The organism is Bacillus sp. ISL-41, assembly GCF_018613235.1.
GTDB lineage: Bacteria > Bacillota > Bacilli > Bacillales > Cytobacillaceae > Mesobacillus.
Genome location: NZ_JAGGQP010000049.1, coordinates 1 through 20,248, shown reverse-complemented (window position 1 = coordinate 20,248; position 20,248 = coordinate 1). Strand labels below are relative to the sequence as shown.

21 protein-coding genes and 1 riboswitch are annotated in these 20,248 nt (G+C 43.1%); of the genes, 16 read left to right on the top strand and 5 right to left on the bottom strand.

The genetic code is table 11. The annotated features are described in order from the left end of the window. A partial coding sequence (locus tag J7I80_RS21610) for a dicarboxylate/amino acid:cation symporter (RefSeq protein WP_214741281.1) occupies positions 1 to 284 on the top strand: 284 nt, incomplete at its 5' end. A gap of 51 nt (positions 285 to 335) precedes the next feature. On the opposite strand, the gene J7I80_RS21605 is transcribed toward J7I80_RS21610, so the two are convergent. Beyond that, a complete protein-coding gene (locus J7I80_RS21605) occupies positions 336 to 1,466 on the bottom strand; it encodes a histidine kinase N-terminal domain-containing protein (protein WP_214741280.1) in 1,131 nt (376 codons plus the stop codon). A 257-nt stretch (positions 1,467 to 1,723) separates the two neighbouring features. Next, positions 1,724 to 1,830: riboswitch (TPP riboswitch) on the top strand. Positions 1,831 to 1,939: 109 nt separating this feature from the next. On the opposite strand from J7I80_RS21605, the gene thiT reads away from it, so the two are divergent. The 5 genes from thiT (at position 1,940) to J7I80_RS21580 (ending at position 5,867) form a co-directional block, all read left to right on the top strand. Beyond that, entirely contained in the window at positions 1,940 to 2,536 is a 597-nt protein-coding gene (gene thiT, locus J7I80_RS21600) for an energy-coupled thiamine transporter ThiT (protein WP_214741279.1), read from the top strand. Between the two features lie 266 nt (positions 2,537 to 2,802). Then, the gene (locus tag J7I80_RS21595; protein ID WP_052442186.1) at positions 2,803 to 3,027 is read left to right on the top strand and encodes a FeoA family protein; all 225 of its coding nucleotides are present in this window, start codon (positions 2,803 to 2,805) and stop codon (positions 3,025 to 3,027) included. After that, positions 3,027 to 5,036 (top strand): ferrous iron transport protein B, encoded by a 2,010-nt coding sequence (gene feoB, locus J7I80_RS21590; protein WP_214741278.1) that lies wholly within the window; start codon positions 3,027 to 3,029, stop codon positions 5,034 to 5,036. Before J7I80_RS21595 ends, feoB begins: the two co-directional genes overlap by 1 nt. A 21-nt stretch (positions 5,037 to 5,057) precedes the next feature. Continuing rightward, positions 5,058 to 5,219 (top strand): FeoB-associated Cys-rich membrane protein, encoded by a 162-nt coding sequence (locus J7I80_RS21585; RefSeq protein WP_214741277.1) that lies wholly within the window; start codon positions 5,058 to 5,060, stop codon positions 5,217 to 5,219. A gap of 183 nt (positions 5,220 to 5,402) precedes the next feature. Then, positions 5,403 to 5,867 (top strand): helix-turn-helix transcriptional regulator, encoded by a 465-nt coding sequence (locus J7I80_RS21580; protein WP_192472846.1) that lies wholly within the window; start codon positions 5,403 to 5,405, stop codon positions 5,865 to 5,867. A 62-nt stretch (positions 5,868 to 5,929) separates the two neighbouring features. On the opposite strand, the gene J7I80_RS21575 is transcribed toward J7I80_RS21580, so the two are convergent. Then, positions 5,930 to 6,448: a universal stress protein gene (locus tag J7I80_RS21575; RefSeq protein WP_214741276.1), complete on the bottom strand. Its 519-nt coding sequence runs from the start codon at positions 6,446 to 6,448 to the stop codon at positions 5,930 to 5,932. A 150-nt stretch (positions 6,449 to 6,598) separates the two neighbouring features. On the opposite strand from J7I80_RS21575, the gene J7I80_RS21570 reads away from it, so the two are divergent. Both J7I80_RS21570 and J7I80_RS21565 read left to right on the top strand, forming a co-directional pair. Then, complete coding sequence (locus J7I80_RS21570) at positions 6,599 to 6,793, top strand: hypothetical protein (protein WP_214741275.1); 195 nt, start codon at positions 6,599 to 6,601, stop codon at positions 6,791 to 6,793. Positions 6,794 to 7,140: 347 nt separating this feature from the next. After that, the gene (locus tag J7I80_RS21565; protein ID WP_214741283.1) at positions 7,141 to 9,549 is read left to right on the top strand and encodes a transglycosylase domain-containing protein; all 2,409 of its coding nucleotides are present in this window, start codon (positions 7,141 to 7,143) and stop codon (positions 9,547 to 9,549) included. A 302-nt stretch (positions 9,550 to 9,851) separates the two neighbouring features. On the opposite strand, the gene J7I80_RS21560 is transcribed toward J7I80_RS21565, so the two are convergent. Continuing rightward, positions 9,852 to 10,175 (bottom strand): HPr family phosphocarrier protein, encoded by a 324-nt coding sequence (locus J7I80_RS21560; protein ID WP_214741273.1) that lies wholly within the window; start codon positions 10,173 to 10,175, stop codon positions 9,852 to 9,854. Positions 10,176 to 10,437: 262 nt separating this feature from the next. Here J7I80_RS21560 and J7I80_RS21555 point away from each other — a divergent pair, with 262 nt between their 5' ends. The 7 genes from J7I80_RS21555 to fumC all read left to right on the top strand — a co-directional run bounded on the left by J7I80_RS21555 (position 10,438) and on the right by fumC (position 18,975). Continuing rightward, the gene (locus tag J7I80_RS21555; RefSeq protein WP_214741271.1) at positions 10,438 to 11,718 is read left to right on the top strand and encodes an MFS transporter; all 1,281 of its coding nucleotides are present in this window, start codon (positions 10,438 to 10,440) and stop codon (positions 11,716 to 11,718) included. Positions 11,719 to 11,885: 167 nt separating this feature from the next. Further along, entirely contained in the window at positions 11,886 to 12,437 is a 552-nt protein-coding gene (gene sigY / locus J7I80_RS21550) for an RNA polymerase sigma factor SigY (RefSeq protein WP_214741269.1), read from the top strand. Next, the gene (locus J7I80_RS21545) at positions 12,403 to 12,750 is read left to right on the top strand and encodes a YxlC family protein (protein ID WP_214741267.1); all 348 of its coding nucleotides are present in this window, start codon (positions 12,403 to 12,405) and stop codon (positions 12,748 to 12,750) included. The genes sigY and J7I80_RS21545 overlap by 35 nt, the downstream gene beginning before the upstream one ends. Further along, positions 12,747 to 12,953, top strand: a complete 207-nt coding sequence (locus J7I80_RS21540; protein WP_214741265.1) for a sigma-Y antisigma factor component — start codon at positions 12,747 to 12,749, stop codon at positions 12,951 to 12,953. The genes J7I80_RS21545 and J7I80_RS21540 overlap by 4 nt, the downstream gene beginning before the upstream one ends. Before the next feature lie 433 nt (positions 12,954 to 13,386). Continuing rightward, complete coding sequence (locus J7I80_RS21535; RefSeq protein ID WP_214741263.1) at positions 13,387 to 15,144, top strand: ABC transporter ATP-binding protein; 1,758 nt, start codon at positions 13,387 to 13,389, stop codon at positions 15,142 to 15,144. Next, positions 15,141 to 17,144 carry an ABC transporter ATP-binding protein gene (locus J7I80_RS21530; protein ID WP_214741261.1) on the top strand — a complete coding sequence of 668 codons (2,004 nt, stop codon included), beginning with the start codon at positions 15,141 to 15,143 and terminating at the stop codon, positions 17,142 to 17,144. Before J7I80_RS21535 ends, J7I80_RS21530 begins: the two co-directional genes overlap by 4 nt. Positions 17,145 to 17,595: 451 nt before the next feature. After that, the gene (gene fumC, locus J7I80_RS21525; protein ID WP_214741259.1) at positions 17,596 to 18,975 is read left to right on the top strand and encodes a class II fumarate hydratase; all 1,380 of its coding nucleotides are present in this window, start codon (positions 17,596 to 17,598) and stop codon (positions 18,973 to 18,975) included. Between the two features lie 120 nt (positions 18,976 to 19,095). Here the strand turns inward: fumC and J7I80_RS21520 are convergent, their stop codons facing one another. Further along, complete coding sequence (locus J7I80_RS21520; RefSeq protein WP_023615428.1) at positions 19,096 to 19,299, bottom strand: alpha/beta-type small acid-soluble spore protein; 204 nt, start codon at positions 19,297 to 19,299, stop codon at positions 19,096 to 19,098. Between the two features lie 355 nt (positions 19,300 to 19,654). Here J7I80_RS21520 and J7I80_RS21515 point away from each other — a divergent pair, with 355 nt between their 5' ends. Further along, complete coding sequence (locus J7I80_RS21515) at positions 19,655 to 19,897, top strand: hypothetical protein (RefSeq protein ID WP_214741257.1); 243 nt, start codon at positions 19,655 to 19,657, stop codon at positions 19,895 to 19,897. Between the two features lie 89 nt (positions 19,898 to 19,986). On the opposite strand, the gene J7I80_RS21510 is transcribed toward J7I80_RS21515, so the two are convergent. After that, a complete protein-coding gene (locus J7I80_RS21510) occupies positions 19,987 to 20,172 on the bottom strand; it encodes a hypothetical protein (RefSeq protein WP_214741255.1) in 186 nt (61 codons plus the stop codon). Positions 20,173 to 20,248: the final 76 nt, after the last annotated feature.

The following is a 20,248-nucleotide window of genomic DNA, read 5'->3' as shown; positions in this document are numbered from 1 at the left end:
TCCTGACTGCTGTGCTTGCAAGCATAGGGACCGCAGGTGTTCCAGGCGTTGGTTTGATCATGCTGGCCATGGTCCTCCAATCTGTAGGTCTGCCTGTTGAAGGGATTGGGCTGATACTCGGCATCGACCGTCTGCTTGATATGGCACGTACCGCTGTCAATATTACTGGAGATGCAGCTTGTGCAGTCATTGTCTCTGAATCTGAGAAAAAGCATGTGTTAAGGCCGGAGAAAAGCAAAGTGAAAAAGGTGGCGGACAACCGCTCTCTTGAATATTTAGATTAAAGTAGAAGAGACCCCGCCTTGCTGGCGGGGTCTCCTTGTTCAGGTTATATGTCAGATTTCGATTCTTGTCAAAGGCAGCAGCATGATGAAAGATGTTTTGTCAGGTTCTGATGAACAGGCGAGTATGCCTTTATGCTTTTCGATGATTTCCCTGCACACGAACAATCCAAGTCCGGTCCCAAGTGTTTTGGTCGTGACGAAGGGCTCAAAGATGGTTTTTAACAAATTGTCGGGTATGATTGGCCCATTATTCGAAATTTCTATTTTAATATGGGTATCATTCACGAAAAATCCTTTGATTTCAATATGTGGATCATCACGGTACTGGCTCAATACATCAATGGCATTGAAGATGATGTTGATGAGGACCTGCCTGATTTCATCAGCATAGCCGTACAAATCCATCTCCTCTGCTACCTCCTTGATCACCCGGACATTCGTGTCAAGGATACTGGGATAGAGGAAATTTAAAACCTCATCAATCATTTTATTCAAAGAGAAATGTGTCTTTTCTTTTCCAATCAGCTCTTTTTTTGATAGCAGCAAAAATTGCGAAATTCGAAAATTCAGTTGTTCTAGTTCGCTTGAGATGATATCCAGATACTTCATATCTTGATGTTCAGATCTCAAAAGCTGGATGAAGCCCTGAATGGAAGTCAATGGATTACGAAATTCATGGATGAAGCTAGACGTCATTTGCCCAAGCAATGTCAGCCTGTCTTTATGTGTTGAATCGATGAACTGGTTCTTTTCCTCGATGATCTTGTTTTTCTGTTCATTATAATAGGATACAGCGTAATACAAAAAGGTATCGAAACAGTAATTGATCGAGTTGATGGCCTCTTGCATTTCTGTCCATTCCATATTCATTTTATGAAGATGCTTGTATAGAACGGAGCGTCCAGAATTGACATTATAGACAAAATCGCCAATGTTAATGTCAGCACGCACCCGTTCTTCTCCGACCATGAAAGCAAGCTCCTGAATATGTTCTTCCAATTCTTCGCTTGTCTTAGAAAACACCGAGAGAATGACTGCATACATTCTCTCAGCGTTCTTGCTTATTTTCTCTTTATATGGATCATCTTCTGAGACGATTATTTTTTCCGTCCAGTCAGCTATGAGCTTTTCTTTTTCACTAGTCAGGAAGCTAAGCAATCGGTTATCCGTAATTGGCAGCATTTCATTAAGTCCCCCAGTTTTTCATTTCGGTATTAAAGATTCGAGGAAAAACCCGAAATCCCTTTGTCGAATATTAAGAACATCCGCTGAATTGCGTCGAATAGCTAAAATCGTGACAAAAGAACGATTTTTTTAGCAACAATGAAAGAGTTTTGTCTATTGTGTCATCGACATTTATTGGGAAGTGCGGAGTTGCTGAAAGGTTATACTTGTTATTGAATGGAAGAAGTAGTATATTCATAGTGTAGAAACTAAATAATAACCACAAGGGGAGCTGCGTGAAGCAGCTGAGAGTGAGCGGCCGAGTTCTTACCCTTTGAACCTGTTAGTTAATGCTAGCGAAGGAATGTGGATGCGATAGGAAAGCAATCTTGGGAATCCTATATCGATCCCCACGATTGCTTTTTTTGTTTCTGAAGCAGAAAAGGCGTGTTAGAAACGGACCTCATTCTGAAAAGAAGGAGGAACAAAATATGAAACAAAAACAAACTCTCTTTTTAGTGGAAATAGCCGTATTTTCCGCACTTGCTTATTTGCTTGATTTATTTTCCGGATTTTTATTTTCAAGAATCTGGCCCCAGGGCGGGTCAGTGTCGATTGCGATGGTGCCTGTATTCCTGATGGCATTCCGCTGGGGAGTAAAGGGCGGCGCAATAACCGGGCTGCTGCTGGGACTTTTGCAGTTCATCCTTGGCTTCTCTCAAATATACCACCCTGTACAGGGATTCATCGATTACTTGGTGGCATTTACTGTGCTGGGAGCTGCCGGTATTTTTGCAAGGCAGATCAAGGAAAATATCCAGAATGGGAATAAGAAAAAGTGGATTGGTTTGATCATCGCTGGTACCTTCATTGGAAGCTTGATTCGCTTTATCGCTCATTTCTTTTCGGGGTGGATCTTTTTTGGTGTATGGGCGCCAGAAGGACAGCCAGCCTGGCTTTATTCAATAATCTATAACGGTACCTATATGATTCCGAGCATGATCTTAAGTGCCATTATCATTATTCTGGTCATCGGCTACGCACCATCGAGAATGGTTAAGTCTACACCTGTAAGCAATAAAATGTAGCAGATAGGAGAGCTGAAAAGCTCTCCTATTTTTAATGCGCATTATATACCTATAAGGGTATATAATGGAAAAGAAGAGATTCTTGGTAAAAATATTGTCAATTATATGGAGTTTGCAATAATTATACGCTGTAAGCGTAATCTTAGTGATTTATGTCACAGTGTAACTCGCCTTCAACTGGTTAAATAAAGATAATCATTCTCATTTAGAAAAAAGAATCTCAAAGAGTTTCATCATAACTATTAAACTAAAAAAAGGTGATGGCTATGCTGGGAAAATTAAAGACTGGTGAAAAAGGCCGGATCATGAATATTGCTAGTGCTGACAAATTTGTCAGAAGAAGATTGCTTGATTTGGGAATCGCAGAAGGCTCAGAAGTGTGTGTAAAATGCATACTGCCTTTTGGCGGCCCAGTCATGGTTGAGTCCTGCGGGCAATGCATCGGCATCCGCCGAAAAGAAGCCTTAAGGATTGAAGTGGAGCGAGTATGATGAATATCGCGCTCATTGGCAACCCGAACACTGGGAAAACATCATTATTTAACAACTTAACAGGTTCCTATGAATATGTCGGCAACTGGAGCGGGGTAACGGTCGAAAAGAAAGTTGGACTATTTAAAAATGGCAGTGGCCAGCTTATTGACCTTCCAGGGGTGTATACCCTCAATCCGCTTTCTAAAGATGAAGGTGTTGTGACGAATTTCTTCCTGAATGAACCATTCGAAAAACTTCTGAATATCCTGGATGCTTCTCAGTTAAGGCGCAATCTTCACCTTACTATGCAGCTGTTGGAATACGGTGCCCCTGTCATTATTGGCTTGAACATGCTGGATGTGGCTAAAAACCGGGGTATTCAAATTGATATTGCTAAACTGTCTCAATCATTGGGCGTTGCAGTAGCACCTGTTGTTGCCAGGTCAGGCAAAGGATGTAATGAACTTGCAGAGCTGGTGACTGGCGGAGTTATTGGCACCGGGAAATCGAATCTCATTTATTATGGAAAAGCGATTGAAACGGGTATCCTTGAGCTTGAGAGCAAACTGGACGGAAAGACACAACACCCGGTTCGCTGGCTTGCACTTCAGCTCTTTGAAGGCAATCCCTATGTGAAAAGCTATCTGGAAACTATTTTGCCATCGGGTGAGATTGACACCTTGGTTAACCATGTTTCTGTTTCCGAACAGCAAAATTCGGGCAGCAAACAATCGCTTGACCAGATCATCCATCGCAAACGCAGTGAAGCGATCGATAAAATAGTAACAGAGGCAGCCACCACAATGGAAAATAGTAAGATTCCATTGACAGAGAAGGTTGACATGCTCGTAACGAATAAATTCCTGGGAATCCCGATTTTTCTTGTGCTGATGTACATGATGTTCATGCTTACCTTTGACTGGCTTGGCTTCCCGCTGTCAGACGCATTGGATTCATTTCTGTCCGGACCAGTAACATCGGGAATCACAGCAGCACTGACTGCAGCCGGTGCTTCTTCATTTATCCAGGACCTGGTTCTTGATGGGATTGTAGCCGGGGTAGGGGGAGTCCTCGTCTTCGTACCGCAAATCTTCATTTTGTTCTTTTTCATATCCTTGCTTGAGGATTCAGGTTATATGGCCCGTGTCGCACTGGTTATGGACCGATTAATGGAATCCGTCGGTTTGAACGGAAAGGCATTCATTCCGATGATGATCGGATTTGGCTGTAATGTACCTGGCATCATGGCAGCAAGGACGATTGAGACGCCTAAGGAAAGACTGATGACCATCCTGTTGACTCCGCTTATGTCATGTTCGGCGCGGCTGCCTGTTTACGCATTGTTTGTCGGAGCGTTTTTTGTAGAACATAAAGCAACTGTCGTTCTGAGTTTGTATGTGTTGGGGGTAGTGATCGCCCTTTTGCTTGCAAAGGTATTCTCGAAAACCCTATTGAAAGGTGAAACTTCAGTATTCGTCATTGAACTTCCGCCATACAGGCTGCCACAGGCAAGAGCACTTTGGAGAAGCACGTGGGATAAAGGGAAGGGATTCGTAAAAAAGGCAGGAACATTTATTTTTGCCGGGTCCGTCCTGATTTGGCTGCTTGCCTACGCTGGCCCGGAAGGCGTGAATGTAAGCATGGATGATAGCTATTTAGCGGTTCTTGGAGGTATTTTCGCACCCTTATTTGCCCCTATAGGCTTTGGGACTTGGCAGGCCAGTGCATCACTTTTCACCGGTTTCCTGGCAAAAGAAGCTATTATTTCAACGATGAATATCATTTACTTTGTACCTGATGAAGCGAGTCTGCAAGGTTTGCTTGCTGTTCATTACACACCATTAGCTTCATACAGCTTCATGGCATTTATCCTGTTATACGTTCCTTGCCTTGCAACTGTAGCAACCATTTATAAGGAAACTGCTTCCAAACGCTGGACAGCTTTTTCAATCACTTATGCCCTGGTTATTGCATATGCATTGTCTCTGGTTATTTATCAAGGCGGTAAGTTGTTAGGACTAACCTAAACCTTGAAGGAGGAAGGATCTATGATTGCAAACATCTTAATCGGAGGAGCCATATTCGGATATGCCGGCTGGGCCTTCTATCGGTTCATCAAGAAATCAAAGGAAGGAAAATGCGCTGCCTGCTCCATCCAAAGCTCATGCTCAACCAGCTGCAGTGTCACTCAGGAAAAAAAAACAAAATAAATCAATCGGAATGCAGACATCTGCATTCCTTTTTAAAAGGATTTTTCAAAAACTGTAATGCCTTAATTATCGAATGTAAAAATGAATTAACGCGTCAATACTGAGGGTAAAATAAAAAGTATTTTTAATTCCAACTAATTTGGTGTAAAATTACACCAAAAGCATTTCAAAGGAATGAAGCGGATGACCAGGGATGAAATCATAAGCAGGGTATCGGAAAAAATAAGGGTACTTCGAGCAGAAGTTGGTTACACACAGGATAAAATGGCTGATATCATCGGAATCTCCAAAAAGACGCTTGTCCAGATTGAAAAGGGCAGGGCTCAAGCCGGCTGGTCGACAGTCGTGGCCATAGCAGCTCTGTTCAGGGAAACAGAGACTATCCAGTTTTTGTTCGGAAATGAACCATTAGAGGTACTTGAAACTATTGCCCATGAAGGTACAGATTATCGAAAAGAAAAAACATTAGGTGGCAAAGTCTGGTGGCGCGAAGTATCAAGGGTTGGCGGATTTGTAATGCAGCAGAACATCCTTAGCCAGCATTACAGGATTTTGGATCAAGATGATTTCCGGATATTCAGCAGCTTTGAAGAAAAGGAGACAATGGAGCGGTTAGAAGAAATTGCAGCTGAAGCATTGAAGGGATAAAGCAAGCGAACTGATGAAAAAAGCAGCCGGGTAGTGGCTTTACACCCCGGCTGCTTTTGATTTTATTTGGCGATAAGTACATGGCAATGAGCGTTATTGGCAACCTTTTGGCTTACTCCACCAAGAAGCTTGCGCTTGATGCCTTCTTTTCCGGACTGTCCAATGATGATCAAATCAGCCTCTACATCCTTTGCGTACTCCACAATACTCTCGGATGGACTTCCTTCCAGGATGGAGTATTCAGTATCGAGGTGAAGCGCATCAAGTTCCGCTTTTGCGTTATTGAAAGCTTGTTCAGAGCTGTGGGTTATGATTGAGTGCTCTGATTTATCAAGTGCACCTTGCTCCATAGCCAGTGGAGGGACCTGGATGCCATCTGCCGGAAAGCTGTTGATTGGCAGATGCTCAATGGGACGCTCAGTCGTTTCAACCAGTTCACTCTTGACTTCCTCTTCATAAACATGGCCTACATACAATTTGACCCCATCTTTTTCATTAGTGAATTCCTTTGCCAGCTGCAGGGCTTTCTTGCTGCCTTCAGAATCATCGTAAGCGAGCACTACATTTTTTATTCCAGCCATATAGATCAACCTCCAAAATTAGTTCTTCTTACAGTTCAATACCCATTTTTGAAATAGAACTAACCGACCTAATAATTTCCATATACCCTCAAAATTTCTCAAAACGTGGCGAACCTTGTTGTAAAGCTTTTCAAATTACAGGAGTAGGGAGTGGCTGGTGTGTTATCTCATTCTCAAAAGCCGATTCATCCGACAATACGGAAATGCATGCAGCACCTGGATGTCATTCAAGCAGATGACAAAACCAAGCAAATCGTCTATATGTATATGGAAACACTTCTCCGTGAAAGTAATATGGCAGCTGTCAGCAAGCCGGAACCAGTAGAATCACAGATTCATAATTAGTAAGAACAACTGATGCTTATTTCAAAAACTACCGCAGATTTCGGACGATCTTGCGGTTTTTTGTTGTTTAGTTTGAAGTGAAGAGGGGTTCGGACAAAACAACGTCTCAAACGAAAGATTTTGTCCGAAGTCATGCCGTGTGCGGCCAAAACAAAGATATGAATTTGTTCTGCTTTTTGCTTGCTTATATGTCTTTTTTCCTCATAATTAGCCAATTTGTGTTAATAGCTTTTAAAAATGGGTAAAAGAAAGTGTCATATTTATAAACTATTTTTAAAAGGTTGGGGTGCTCAGTGAGCAAAAATTCAATAGTTACACGTTTTCTAAGAGGCTGGAAAAGGCTACATATGAACCAGGTGCTTGTATTATCGGTTTCAACTGCGGTACTGGCTTTCTTGAGTTTTTTTCATGTGTATTCTGAGGGGGCTGACATTAGCGCGTTGAATGATGACATGGCACAGTCAACCGTCATCTATGATGCTAATGGCGAAGTTGCCAGCAAAATTTCGGCACTGAAAAATGAAGGGATCAAGATAGAGGATGTTCCGGACCATGTCAAGAATGCCGTCATTGCCATAGAGGACCACCGATTTTATGAACACGACGGGGTGGACTTGGTGGGCATTTCGCGGGCATTTGTCCAGAATGTCAAAGCTGGAAGCATTGTTGAAGGTGGAAGTACAATCACACAGCAATTGACAAAAAATGCTTTGCTTTCGAGTGAAAAGACTTATAAAAGAAAGCTCGAAGAATTTTTCATGGCGAGAGAGATTGAAAAGCAATACTCAAAAGATGATATCATGCAAATGTACTTGAACCGAATTTATTTCGGTAACGGTTCTTGGGGGATTAAAAGGGCTGCTATGGGTTACTTTGGAAAGGACGTTAAAGATCTTTCCATCAGCGAAGCAGCCATGCTCGCAGGTTTGATCAAGGCGCCGTCTGCACTTGATCCCAATAGAAATTATGAAGAAGCGATTGAAAGAAGAAATCTTGTCCTTCAAATGATGAAAACTCATGGCTTTATCAAAGAAAAGGAATATGAACAGGCAGTTGCCGAAGAGATTGTCCTTAATGAAAAAGGCGGAGACCCGCTGCGCGGCAAGTATCCATATTATGTAGATCATGTCATTGATGAAGCAATCAAGAAATACGGCCTGACGCAGGAAGAAATTTTGACAGGTGGATTGCAAATTTATACCGAGCTTGATGTAACAATGCAATCGTCTGTGGAAGCGACTTACGCGAAAGATGCACTTTTTCCAAAAGGCACTGATAAGCAAATCGTCCAAAGTGGCGCTGTTCTGGTCGACCCAAAAACAGGCGGGATTCGTGCCCTTGTAGGCGGGCGCGGTGAGCATGTATTCCGTGGCTATAATCGGGCTACGCAATTAAAAGCACAGCCTGGCTCGACGATGAAGCCGCTTGCCGCATTTGCACCAGCGCTTGAAGAAGGCTGGGGTGTTACGGACATGCTGAAGGACGAAGAGATGGAATTCAAAGATTATAAGCCTCAAAACTACAATGATAAATATAAAGGCGAAGTTCCGATGTATGAAGCATTGAGAGATTCATTGAATGTGCCTGCTGTATGGCTGTTGGATGAAATAGGCATTGTTAAGGGAATGGAATCTGTAAAGAACTTTGGCATTAATCTTGATCCAAAGAACGACCGTAATCTGGGACTAGCGCTTGGTGGCCTATCGACTGGGGTATCACCAGTTACAATGGCTGAAGCATATTCAGCATTCGCCAACAATGGCGAGCGTCATGAAACGCATGCCATCACTAAAATTATTGATAAAGAAGGCAATACAATAGTTGAATATAAAGGGAAGAAAAGCAAGGCTGTTTCAAAAGAAACCGCTGAGAAAATGACGACGATGCTTCTTGGTGTCGTCCAGGAAGGTACAGGAAAAGGTGCGCAAATTCCTGGAAGGGAATTAGCGGGCAAGACCGGCTCGACACAGGTTCCGATTGAAGGCGTCAAAGGAACGAAGGACCAGTGGTTTGTAGGGTATACTCCACAGCTTGTTGGCGCTGTATGGGTTGGTTACGACAAGACAGACAAGGAACACTTTTTAACCACGACGAGCAGTGAAGGAGCCGCCTTGATCTTCAAGGACTTTATGACAGAAGCATTGAAAAATACCAAAGCACAATCCTTCAATGTTCCTCCGCTTTCAAAATATATCGAGGAACACAAGAGGCAGCAGCGTGCCAAGTCTGTAAAAGAGCTCGAGTCAAGGATTAAAAAAGAATCTGAAAAGCTTAAGAAGCAATGGGAAGAAGCAAAAAAGAAGCTGAAAGAGAAAAAGGAAAAATCAAAAGAAGAAGCAAAAAAGAAAGAGAAAAAGGAAACAGATACTCAATCTGCCGGAGCATCAACGAATTCTGACAGCAGCAATGACACCAGTGAGAAAAAAGATAATGGGGATTCCGAGGATGCTGGTGGAAGCGGCGGAGAAGGAAATACCGGTGATGAAGGAAATACCGGTGATGAAGGAGATACCGGTGGAGAAGGAGATACTGGTGGAGAAGGAGATACTGGTGGAGAAGGAGATACCGGTGGAGAAGGAGATGCTGGTGGAGAAGGAGATACCGGCGGAGAAGGAGATGCTGGTGGAGAAGGAGATACCGGCGGAGAAGGAGATACCGGTGGAGAAGGTGATACTGGCGATGATGGTGACACTGGAAACACCGGGGATTCTGGAGATGAGTCTTCAGATGATAAAGAAAAAGAAAGCAATAACTGATACTAAACTAGCACAGGGGATACGCCTCCTGTGCTATTTTTTTAGGCAAGTACTTGGTTAGGAAGCATTGACAGCTGGATTTATTCCGAGTATCTCGCGGTCATCAACGGGTATACTCAACAAGATTCCCAGAGTGAATATAAAAAAGACCTGCTCGCAAGCAGGTCTTTACTGTACTCAAATTAGATTAAGCTTAAAAGGAAACCGATTACGACGACAGCGCCGATTATCATAAGAATTGTTCTTACCATGAAACTTCACCTCAGTTACTATTTTATCTATTACTGTGACTATTACTGTGACTATATTTGGAATGATTCAGAAGACTCGATCAGTCGCTTGCGTTTTACGCGAAGGACAGACGCTTCATTTGTAAGCAGCTTAGTCAGCTGGTTTAATTTCGGTTCTACATTTGTACCTTCCATAATAATTTTTAAAGTTGTATTTGGCTCCACTGTCAGCAGGAAGGAAACAAGCTTAGACAATGAAGTGGCCTCAACTGCCTTTTGGCCGCTGTACAAGTAAGTAGTACCATCCAACTTTTTGGCAGCTTGATAGATTTCAAGCATTTTTTTCATTGTGAATCTTTTTTGGACCATAACATTAGATGACATAATCTCTTTCATTTATATAAACTCCTTTATTGAATCATTTTTATTAGGTTAGTAGAATATTACCCCGTTAAGTTGGTCTGAAAACCTATAGAGGTGAAATTGGGCGATGTTGGCAGGCAAACCAGCGTAAAGAGTATTTGAAACCAGATTAGTTCCCGGTCGCAGAAGCACTCGGTCTCAGGATGTAGAAAGAAACAGTCAGGAGAAAGTATATTGTTGCCTGAGTTTCAGGCTAATATAAAGCTATTAAAAGAGATGCGAGGAGCAGACAATTATGAAAAAATTTGCGGAGATTTTCAGGAACAGGAGCTTCACGAAGTTATTTTTAGCAAACTTCACTTCCCAAATGGGCAGTACGATTGGATTGACAGCTTTCATGTTTTTCTTGCTGGATCGTTTCAGCTCCCAGCCTGCTTATGCGACGATAACCGAACTGATGTATTCCTTGCCAATGCTTTCGGTATTTTTCCTGATTGGCGTGTTTGCTGACAGGATGGACCGGCAAAAAATCGCCATTTATTGTGATTGGATTAGTGCGGGATTATCTCTCGCATTGATTGCTGCTATTTATATTGGCTGGATGCCGATGATTTTTGCTGTCCTGTTTTTGAGAAGTGCCGTTCAAAAGTTCTTTTTCCCGGCCGAGCATGGGATGGTACAGGGAATATTGAAAAAAGAGGACTACACAACTGCGGCTGGTTTGAACCAGCTCGTGATGAGCCTGTTCATGTTGTTTGGCAATGGTCTCGGTGTTCTCGCTTACTGGTCGATTGGCATTTATGGCGCGATATTAGTTGACACTCTGTCGTTTATCATTAGTGCACTTCTCATCCAGAAGACTGATGTTTCAAAGGAGGCGCGGCTGCCGAATGGCTCCCATACACTAAAGGATTTGAACGTCAAATTGGTCTTCAAGGATTTTAAATATGGTTTTATGTATGTCATGAGCAGCAAGCTGTTGTTTACTCTGATCATCGGTTTTTTCATCTTTGGAATTGTAAATGGCGGATTCTCCGTCATGCCTATTTTCATTCTGAAATATAAACTGGCTCCCGAAACGTATGAACAATACTCGATTGTCATTGGTTTTGTGTTTGGTATCGGCGTGTTGATTGGAAGCTTTATTGCGTCATTACTTTCTCAAAAAGTGAAGCTCTATCACTTGATCTCAGTTGGTTTGATCATCTCAGGCAGCTTTACGGTTCTCGCGTCACTGCCAACCAATATTTATCTGTTCCTGGGTATCCTGTTTATCTCTGCACTGGCGCTGCCGCTTATTAATGTAGGGATTGGTGGGTGGCTTCCGAGTATCATTGATCCGAAAATGATGGGCAGGGTACAGGGACTGATCAGCCCTCTTAATATGCTTTCTCATTCATTGACTCTCGCATTCATTGCATACAGCTTTCCGTCTCTTCTTACTATTGAAATGCTATATTGGATTGTTGGTGGCTGCCTTGCCATCGTAGGAGTGTTTTACATGATTGTTTTGCCTAAACTTGCACATGAAAGCGAGTCCGCTGTTAATGAGACTGCTGTCGAGCAGGGAATATAGTAGAAAGTCCTTAGATGGCTTTCTTTTTTTATGGTTTTTTAGCCGGCCTATTGAGATTAAAATTTTTAAAATATTTTTGAACGAACCTTTACTTCATACGTCTTATTAATAAATAATCAACTTAGAGATCATTTTTATGGGTGGCGGGGAAAGAGAGGCTTGCTTTGATGGATGAAAAAGATTTAATCAATAGCGCTAAAAAAGGCGACCACCGATCGTTTGCTGTGCTGTTCAGGAATCATTATCCCCTGCTGGTAAAATACCTGATGAAAATAACGATGAATCCTGATATCGCAGAGGAAATTGCACAAGGAACGATGGCTAAATGTGTGGAGAAAATTCATTTGTTCAATGGGAAATCCAAATTCTCGTCGTGGCTGATCAGCATAGCCACGAATATGTATATTGATCAGCACCGCAAGAAAAAGCGCGAGCGGGAATGGAACGAAGGAGAAGCCGCATCACGAAAGCTGCAGTGGCATATGGAATCGAAAAATGAGGAATGGACAGATGCGCTGGCTGCATTATCCAGGCTGACAGATGAAATGCGTATCCCTGTTATCCTTAAGCATTATTATGGGTATTCGTACGATGAGATTGGTGAAATTTTGAATATCGCCGCTGGTACGGCAAAGTCTAGAGTCCATCATGGACTTTTAGCTGTTAGAAGGGAGCTGAAAGTAGATGAAAAACCAAAAGGGAATCTCATCAAAAAATGAAAAAATGGATAAGGAATTTTTTGATACCATCAGCGCCATCAATAATGGATTGGACAAACTGGACTCCATGGATACTTATGTCCCGGATGATAAATGGTTCGAGCAAATGGTGCTGGATCAACAGGAAATACAAAAGAAGAACTATCGCCGGGAATTAGCGTGGTTTATATTAAGTGCTGTGTTGATCTTAAGTGGAGTTATCTTCACAATGCTGGAACTCCCTATACTCTTCTTTGTGCTGCAGGCTGTGACAGTAGCGATTACAGCAATCTATAGTTATAAAGGAGTGAAAAAGCAGGTGGACAGCAGATGAACGAGGAACTGTCACCCGTTTTGCTGGCCGTGGTCGTTTTGATTCTACTAGTGCAGAGCATTTTCCTTTTTACAAATGCGCGGAAGCATGGCCATAATTATTGGCTTTGGGGAATTCTTGGATTGATTCAGGCACCGATGCCGCTGCTATTTTATCTGTTGTTTGCACGAAAAATATGGCGCAGCAAGTCAGCTGAAAAGTAAAATGATGAAAGATATCGAAAAGTTAGAATTGACATTTTGACTGTTAAGGTGATAACCTTACAAAGGAATGGAAAATATAACTAAAAGGAGGGTTACGGACATGAACATTGTTAAAAACGCAAAATACGCTCAACTAAATAAACGTAACCCATCCTTTTATCATAGCTGATTTTTTAATCAAGTTGCTCTGTGACTGGAGAGGCATGGGTTGCGCATCTGCGTGACGTATGCCTTTTTCTGTCTTTATCGATTGATTCAAGACATATCGCATGCCGCGGTATGTCTTTTTTCATGTTCAGAGAAGATCCATTCCAAAATATATCGAGGAGGAATCGAAATGAGTAAGTCAAATGTGAGGAAAGTGGTAAAAAAGGAATATCTCGAAAGCGGCTAGCCAGATTTTTCACACACAGAGAGAGGAGAGTGATTGTTAATGTTATCGGTTTTATCAAAGTTAAGCTGGTTTTTTAAAGAAAACTGGAAGAGATACAGTGTCGCAATTACGTTATTGATCTTTGTCGGCATACTTGATGTGCTGCCGCCTAAAATTGTTGGGATGGCAATCGACGCCATCCAGCTTGGTTCCATCAACCAGGCGTTAATCCTAAAGTATATTGGCGGACTCATGCTGATTACGGTGGTTTCTTATTTCATTACTTACATTTGGATGTATCAGTTATTTGGCGGGGCATTCCTGATTGAACGGAAGCTCAGGACCCGGTTTATGAAGCATTTGCTGAAAATGACACCAACATTCTTCGAAAAGAACCGAACTGGTGACTTGATGGCAAGGGCGACAAATGACTTAAAGGCTATATCCATCACGGCAGGTTTCGGAGTTCTGACACTTGTTGATTCAAGCATTTTCATGCTGACAATCCTGTTCACGATGGGATTTTTCATCAGCTGGGAGCTGACGCTGGTTTCAATCATTCCACTGCCAATAATGGCGTATCTAATCAACATTTACGGCAAAAGGATACATTCCAAGTTCACGTCTGCCCAGGATGCTTTCGGCGAGCTGAATGACCGTGTACTTGAATCTGTATCAGGAGTGAGGGTCATCCGCGCTTATGTACAGGAAAAAGCTGATGAATCGAAGTTTCATGATTTGACTGAGGATGTCTATCGTAAAAATGTCGAAGTCGCAAAAATCGATTCTTTGTTTGAACCGACGATTAAAATCCTCGTTGGATTGAGCTATCTGATTGGTTTAGGATATGGAGCATTTCTGGTCTTCCAGCAGAAGCTGACACTGGGAGAGCTGGTCAGCTTTAACGTGTATTTGGGAATGCTGATCTGGCCGATGTTCGCAATTGGTGAATTGATCAATGTCATGCAGCGGGGCAATGCGTCTCTTGACCGCCTGAATGAAACACTATCCTACCAGGAGGATGTTGCGGATCCCGCGAAACCGGTGGAAGGCAATGAACCGGAATATTTACAGATGTCAGAGTTCACATTCAAATATCCTTCTTCCAATGTGAATAATCTTGAACAGATTAAGCTGCATTTGAATCGGGGCGAGACGCTGGGAATCGTCGGCAAGACAGGAAGCGGCAAGACAACTCTGGTCAAACAGCTGTTAAGGGAATATCCTGAAGGCAGTGGAAACCTGCTTGTATCAGGAGTGCCAATCCAGGAGCACAGCCTGAGGCAGACCCGCGGCTGGATGGGTTATGTTCCTCAGGAAAACATCCTTTTCTCCCGTTCGGTCAAGGAAAATATTTTGTTTGGAAACCCAAAGGCTACTGAAAAAGATTTGCAGGATATCATCGACCTGGCTGCTTTCCGGAAGGACCTTGAGATGCTGCCGGAAGGTCTGGAAACGCTTGTTGGTGAAAAAGGGGTTGCACTGTCCGGCGGGCAGAAGCAGCGTATTTCGATTGCAAGGGCTTTGATCAAGGATCCAGAAATCCTGATCCTTGATGATTCGCTATCAGCAGTCGATGCAAAAACAGAGAAGAAAATCATCGATAATATCCGCAGGGAGCGGAATGCAAAAACAACAATCATCACAACACACAGAATGTCTGCGGTTGAGCATGCCGATCATATCGTCGTACTTGAAGATGGAAAAATCACCGAGGAAGGCACGCACAACCAATTGATGGCTGCTCAAGGCTGGTATTATGAACAATATACCAAGCAGCAGGCTACAGCAGTCGAAGAGGAGGTGCACTCCGTATGAGTACAGGAAAAAGACTGTTCAAATATGCGTTAAACTATAAGAAAATCATCCTGATTGCCCTGGCAATGCTGACGGTCGCTGTTGTCGCAGACCTTGCGGGGCCGTTCATCGCCAAGCGGATGATTGATAATCATATTTTAGGAATTGAGTCAGTTTGGCACGAAACCGAGGCTGGGGATGGTGCCGTTGAATACAATGGGAGTTTTTACTCTAAGGAAAGCGGCACGGGCAACTCAGATTCAGCACGGATTTTTCAGGTCGGAAGGAATTTTGTCTTTGTGGACGGTGAAGTCGAATTCGATGGAAGCAGGAGCTTCGAGGATGGGATGCTGACCATCAGTAAAGGATCAAAAGCAGCGCAATATGAAGCAGAGGTATTGTCGGGCGATGATTTGATGAGTTTTTACAAGCCGGAAATCCCAAATATTATAAAGCTGCTGTCGTTTTATTTCGGTTTGTTGGTCATTGCGTCCATCTTCCAATATGGACAGAGATTTTATTTGCAGAAGTCAGCCAACAGAATCATCCAAAAGCTTAGGGAGGATGTCTTCAGGCAAATCCAGCGGCTTCCGATCCAGTATTTTGACAATCTGCCGGCAGGGAAGGTCGTTGCCAGGATCACTAATGATACAGAGGCAATCCGTGAATTGTATGTCACCGTCCTGTCAACGTTCTTTACAAGTATCATTTATATTACCGGCATCTATATTGCCTTATTCATCCTGAATGCGAAACTTGCAGCGATATGTTTGCTGCTATTGCCAATCCTGTTTGTATGGGCAAAGCTATACCGTAAATACGCATCAAAATATAATCATGTCATTCGCTCTAGAGTCAGTGACCTCAACGGGATGATCAATGAATCAATCCAGGGCATGAGCATCATCCAGGCCTTCAGCCGCGAGAAAGAAACTCAGCAGGAATTCGAGACACTGAATAAGGATCACTTTACTTATCAGAATAAATTGTTGAGCTTGAATTCCTCTACCTCACATAATCTTGTGGGAGTGTTAAGAAACATCGTCTTTGTGGCGTTCATCTGGTATTTTGGCGGCGAGGCGCTTCAGCCATCCTCAGTCATTTCACTCGGGATGCTCTACGCGTTCGTAGATTATATTAACCGGCTGTTCAATCCTGTCCAGGGAATCGTCAATCAACTGGCTAACCTTGAGCAGGCGCTGGTTGCCGGAGAGCGGGTGTTCAAACTGATGGATGAAGAGGGAATCGATGTAAGTGAGGAAGAGATTCCCCGCTACAAAGGAAATGTCATCTTCGATCATGTTTCCTTCGGCTATAAAGAAGGAGAATATGTCCTGAAGGATCTTTGTTTTGAAGCGAATCAGGGTGAAACCATCGCGCTCGTTGGCCATACGGGTTCAGGCAAGAGCTCGATCATGAACCTGCTGTTCCGGTTCTACGATCCCCAGGAAGGAAAGATCCTGATCGATGGCATGGATATTACGGAAATGCCGAGACAGACATTAAGAAAACATATGGGTATCGTCCTCCAGGATCCATTCCTTTTTACCGGTACAATTGCCTCCAACGTAAGCCTTGATCATCCTGACATCACAAGGGAAACGGTTGAGAAGGCGCTGGCCAGCGTAGGAGCAGACCGCGTTCTGAAGAATCTTGAAAAAGGTTACGATGAGCCGGTGATTGAAAAGGGCAGTACACTGTCAAGCGGGCAGAGACAGCTGGTTTCTTTTGCAAGGGCATTGGCCTTCGACCCGGCCATCCTGATCCTTGATGAAGCGACATCGAGCATCGATACCGAGACAGAAGCGATCATCCAGGAAGCAATGGATGTACTTAAGGAAGGCAGGACCACCTTCATCATCGCCCACAGGCTGTCTACTATCCGCAATGCTGACCAAATCCTTGTACTGGACCGCGGGCGGATTGTTGAAAAAGGAAACCATGATCAGCTGATGGAGCTCAAAGGTAAGTACTATCAAATGTATCAGCTCCAGCTTGGCAATAAAGTTAAGGCAGGTTAAAAAAATTCACACCCATCATTGGGTGTGGATTTTCTTTTGGATGAGGTGTCATAAACTTATTTGTGTTCTTTATATGAGAAACATCACTTCGAATTCTGTTTTTGTCACAGAATGTTACGAAACCCTCCCGTTGCCATCTGGCCTCCTGTGGTAATTTAATAATAAACACATAAAAATTCAGGAGGTTGTCAAGATGGCGGAGTTCGCAGTAACATTAAGCATCGCAAGCATCATGATCCTGGGCTATTATATAGGCTATGCAATTTATAAGGCATAATCTGGAGCGAAAATAGACATAATGAAAAGCGGAAACAGCATTCATAGCTGCTTCCGCTTTTTTCGTCCAGTAAAATGCACTTTTCTGTAATTTATTCTTAATAACAGTTATCCTAGAGGCGAAAATGTTTTAAATGTTTTGATAAGTTAATAATTAGATTGAGGAGGGATCGTGTTGTCAGAATATCGGGTTGAAAGAGATACGATTGGTGAAATCAATGTGCCATCAGATAAATACTGGGGTGCACAAACACAGCGCAGCAAACAGAATTTTAAGATCGGGACAGAAAAAATGCCGATTGAAGTGATTTATGCTTTTGCCGAAGTCAAAAAAGCTGCAGCCAATGTGAATGCTGCTTCCGGAAAGTTGGCAGAAGTAAAAGCTAAGGCAATTGAGGCAGCCTGTGATGAAGTCCTTTCCGGGAAATTCGATACACATTTTCCGTTAGTCGTATGGCAGACGGGAAGCGGAACTCAATCCAATATGAACGTGAATGAAGTGGTCGCAAGAAGGGCGAATGAACTGCTCGCAGATCAAGGGTCAGATGAAAAAGTCCACCCGAACGATGATGTGAACATGTCACAGAGCTCGAACGATACATTCCCGACAGCGATGCATATTGCTGCGGTAAAAAAGGTGACAAGTGAAGTTCTGCCTGCACTGGAGCTTTTCAAAGAAACTTTAAAGAGAAAAGAACAGGAATTCAATAACATCATCAAAATCGGCAGGACTCACCTCCAGGACGCAACTCCATTGACATTGGGCCAGGAAATCAGCGGCTGGAGAGCCATGCTTGAAAAAAATGAGCAGATGATAAAGGATAGCCTAAAATATGTCCGGGATTTAGCGATTGGAGGAACGGCAGTAGGAACAGGCATCAATGCCGCGAAGGATTTTGGAGATCAGGTAGCGAAGCAGCTTATTGAACAAACTGGCGAGACATTCCATTCCGCGCCAAATAAATTCCATGCATTGACCTCTCATGATGAAATCGTGTTCCTTCATGGATCATTAAAAGGGCTGGCTGCAGACTTGATGAAAATTGCCAATGATGTACGCTGGCTTGCAAGCGGCCCAAGAAGCGGGATAGGTGAACTTTCGATACCCGCAAATGAACCTGGCAGTTCAATTATGCCTGGTAAGGTTAATCCAACCCAAAGCGAAGCACTGACAATGGTGGCGACACAGGTGTTCGGAAATGATGCTACCATCGGTTTTGCCGCAAGCCAGGGGAACTTTGAGTTAAATGTTTTTAAACCCGTTATCATTTATAACTTTCTGCAGAGCGCGAGGCTGTTGGCAGATGGAATGAGGTCGTTCAATGATAACTGTGCGGAAGGAATTGAGGCCAATCTTGATGTGATCGCTGGCCATGTTGAAAGATCATTAATGCTTGTAACTGCTTTGAATCCTCACATTGGTTATGAAAAAGCAGCAGAAATCGCCAAGCTCGCCTTCAAAGAAAATGCAACCTTGAAAGAAGCTGCGATCAAAACAGGTTATCTGACATCAGAGCAATATGATGAGTGGGTTAAGCCAGAAAAGATGATTTAGCATCTTCCTTTAAGCCGTCAAAGGTGAAAGGAAGTCAATTCTAAAGATCCTGGACGACAAATTAAAAGGCCCCCTTTGTTTAGGGGGCCTAAGCCATTCTATTTAATTTTTATTTTCAATTTAGCGTGCAGAGCCACCAAGTTGTTGCTCAGCCATTTGAACTAGACGCTTAGTGATTTCTCCACCAACAGATCCGTTAGCACGAGAAGTAGTTTCTCCACCAAGTTGTACGCCAAATTCTGTAGCGATTTCGTACTTCATTTGATCAAGAGCTTGTTGAACACCAGGAACTAATAATTGATTAGAGTTGTTACTGCTAGCCATTAATATTTCCTCCTTTGTGTTTTTCAAAGTTGTATTTGGGTTAGTATTGGATTCGAACCAATCATGGCTTTTGCCATGCCTCCTGGTTAACCCGCGATTAGATATTTGGCTGGGCTAGCCGGAATTGCACCGGCGCGCGTAATAGCTGCCTTCTAAGGCTTAACCCATTGTTTTGTTGCGCTGGTTGCTGCTGCGTTGTTTTCTGTTGCTGTTTTATTAATAACTAGTATGTTTTGTTTTGAGAAGTTTATGCGCTAATGGATTAAGGTAATTAATTCCAAAAGAATACACCTACATAACCATAACCAATCAACACAAACTATCAATAGCAGTTAAGCAGAGAGGGTTGAAGAGAATGGGTATGTGCCCGGTTTGCAATGGCTTCAGGACAATCACTCCAGAGTGTCCAAACTGCAGCGGCAGCATGGAGAACAATGGGCGTGAAGCGGAGTTTTACGATGATTACAGTCCTTATATGCCAATCGATCAAATGAAGCTTGAAGATGGATATCCAACTGATTTTTCTGAAGGAGAATGCCCGCATTTATTTAAATGTCCAGATTGCGGGTCTAGCAAGGTTTTCTTAATAAAAGAATGAGACTTGGTTAAATGAGAAAAAAGCAACCGCAGGCTGCGGTTGCTTTTTTTAAAAGAACAAGAATGTATAGTATCCACTTCGAGAATTGTCTAGCTCCAGCGCCTAGCCCCTCGAGTCGCTTGTCTAGTGTCACCTCCTAGAAACTCCGAAACTTCAACTCCGCCGGCAGAAGCAAAAAGCGCTTCTTTGTCGAAGTCTCCAGTTTCTGCGTTTCTGGACAGTCGGCTATACTTTTCGATTTCGGTCTGCCCAATGAAGTCAAAGAACGACTTCACCGGTCAGCCCTCCAGCGCTTGTCGGGGCTGAACGAGGCGCTTACGCTTTTTTTCTTGAAGTGTTCTGAATGTGTTT

Excerpts from the sequence above, each read along its gene's own strand:
- J7I80_RS21605 (WP_214741280.1), bottom strand. The coding sequence starts at position 1,466 with ATGCTGCCAATTACGGATAACCGATTGCTTAGCTTCCTGACTAGTGAA.
- thiT (WP_214741279.1), top strand. The coding sequence starts at position 1,940 with ATGAAACAAAAACAAACTCTCTTTTTAGTGGAAATAGCCGTATTTTCC.
- J7I80_RS21595 (WP_052442186.1), top strand. The coding sequence starts at position 2,803 with ATGCTGGGAAAATTAAAGACTGGTGAAAAAGGCCGGATCATGAATATT.
- feoB (WP_214741278.1), top strand. The coding sequence starts at position 3,027 with ATGAATATCGCGCTCATTGGCAACCCGAACACTGGGAAAACATCATTA.
- J7I80_RS21585 (WP_214741277.1), top strand. The coding sequence starts at position 5,058 with ATGATTGCAAACATCTTAATCGGAGGAGCCATATTCGGATATGCCGGC.
- J7I80_RS21580 (WP_192472846.1), top strand. The coding sequence starts at position 5,403 with ATGACCAGGGATGAAATCATAAGCAGGGTATCGGAAAAAATAAGGGTA.
- J7I80_RS21575 (WP_214741276.1), bottom strand. The coding sequence starts at position 6,448 with ATGGCTGGAATAAAAAATGTAGTGCTCGCTTACGATGATTCTGAAGGC.
- J7I80_RS21565 (WP_214741283.1), top strand. The coding sequence starts at position 7,141 with ATGAACCAGGTGCTTGTATTATCGGTTTCAACTGCGGTACTGGCTTTC.
- J7I80_RS21560 (WP_214741273.1), bottom strand. The coding sequence starts at position 10,175 with ATGAAAGAGATTATGTCATCTAATGTTATGGTCCAAAAAAGATTCACA.
- J7I80_RS21555 (WP_214741271.1), top strand. The coding sequence starts at position 10,438 with ATGAAAAAATTTGCGGAGATTTTCAGGAACAGGAGCTTCACGAAGTTA.
- sigY (WP_214741269.1), top strand. The coding sequence starts at position 11,886 with ATGGATGAAAAAGATTTAATCAATAGCGCTAAAAAAGGCGACCACCGA.
- J7I80_RS21545 (WP_214741267.1), top strand. The coding sequence starts at position 12,403 with ATGAAAAACCAAAAGGGAATCTCATCAAAAAATGAAAAAATGGATAAG.
- J7I80_RS21540 (WP_214741265.1), top strand. The coding sequence starts at position 12,747 with ATGAACGAGGAACTGTCACCCGTTTTGCTGGCCGTGGTCGTTTTGATT.
- J7I80_RS21535 (WP_214741263.1), top strand. The coding sequence starts at position 13,387 with ATGTTATCGGTTTTATCAAAGTTAAGCTGGTTTTTTAAAGAAAACTGG.
- J7I80_RS21530 (WP_214741261.1), top strand. The coding sequence starts at position 15,141 with ATGAGTACAGGAAAAAGACTGTTCAAATATGCGTTAAACTATAAGAAA.
- J7I80_RS21520 (WP_023615428.1), bottom strand. The coding sequence starts at position 19,299 with ATGGCTAGCAGTAACAACTCTAATCAATTATTAGTTCCTGGTGTTCAA.
- J7I80_RS21515 (WP_214741257.1), top strand. The coding sequence starts at position 19,655 with ATGGGTATGTGCCCGGTTTGCAATGGCTTCAGGACAATCACTCCAGAG.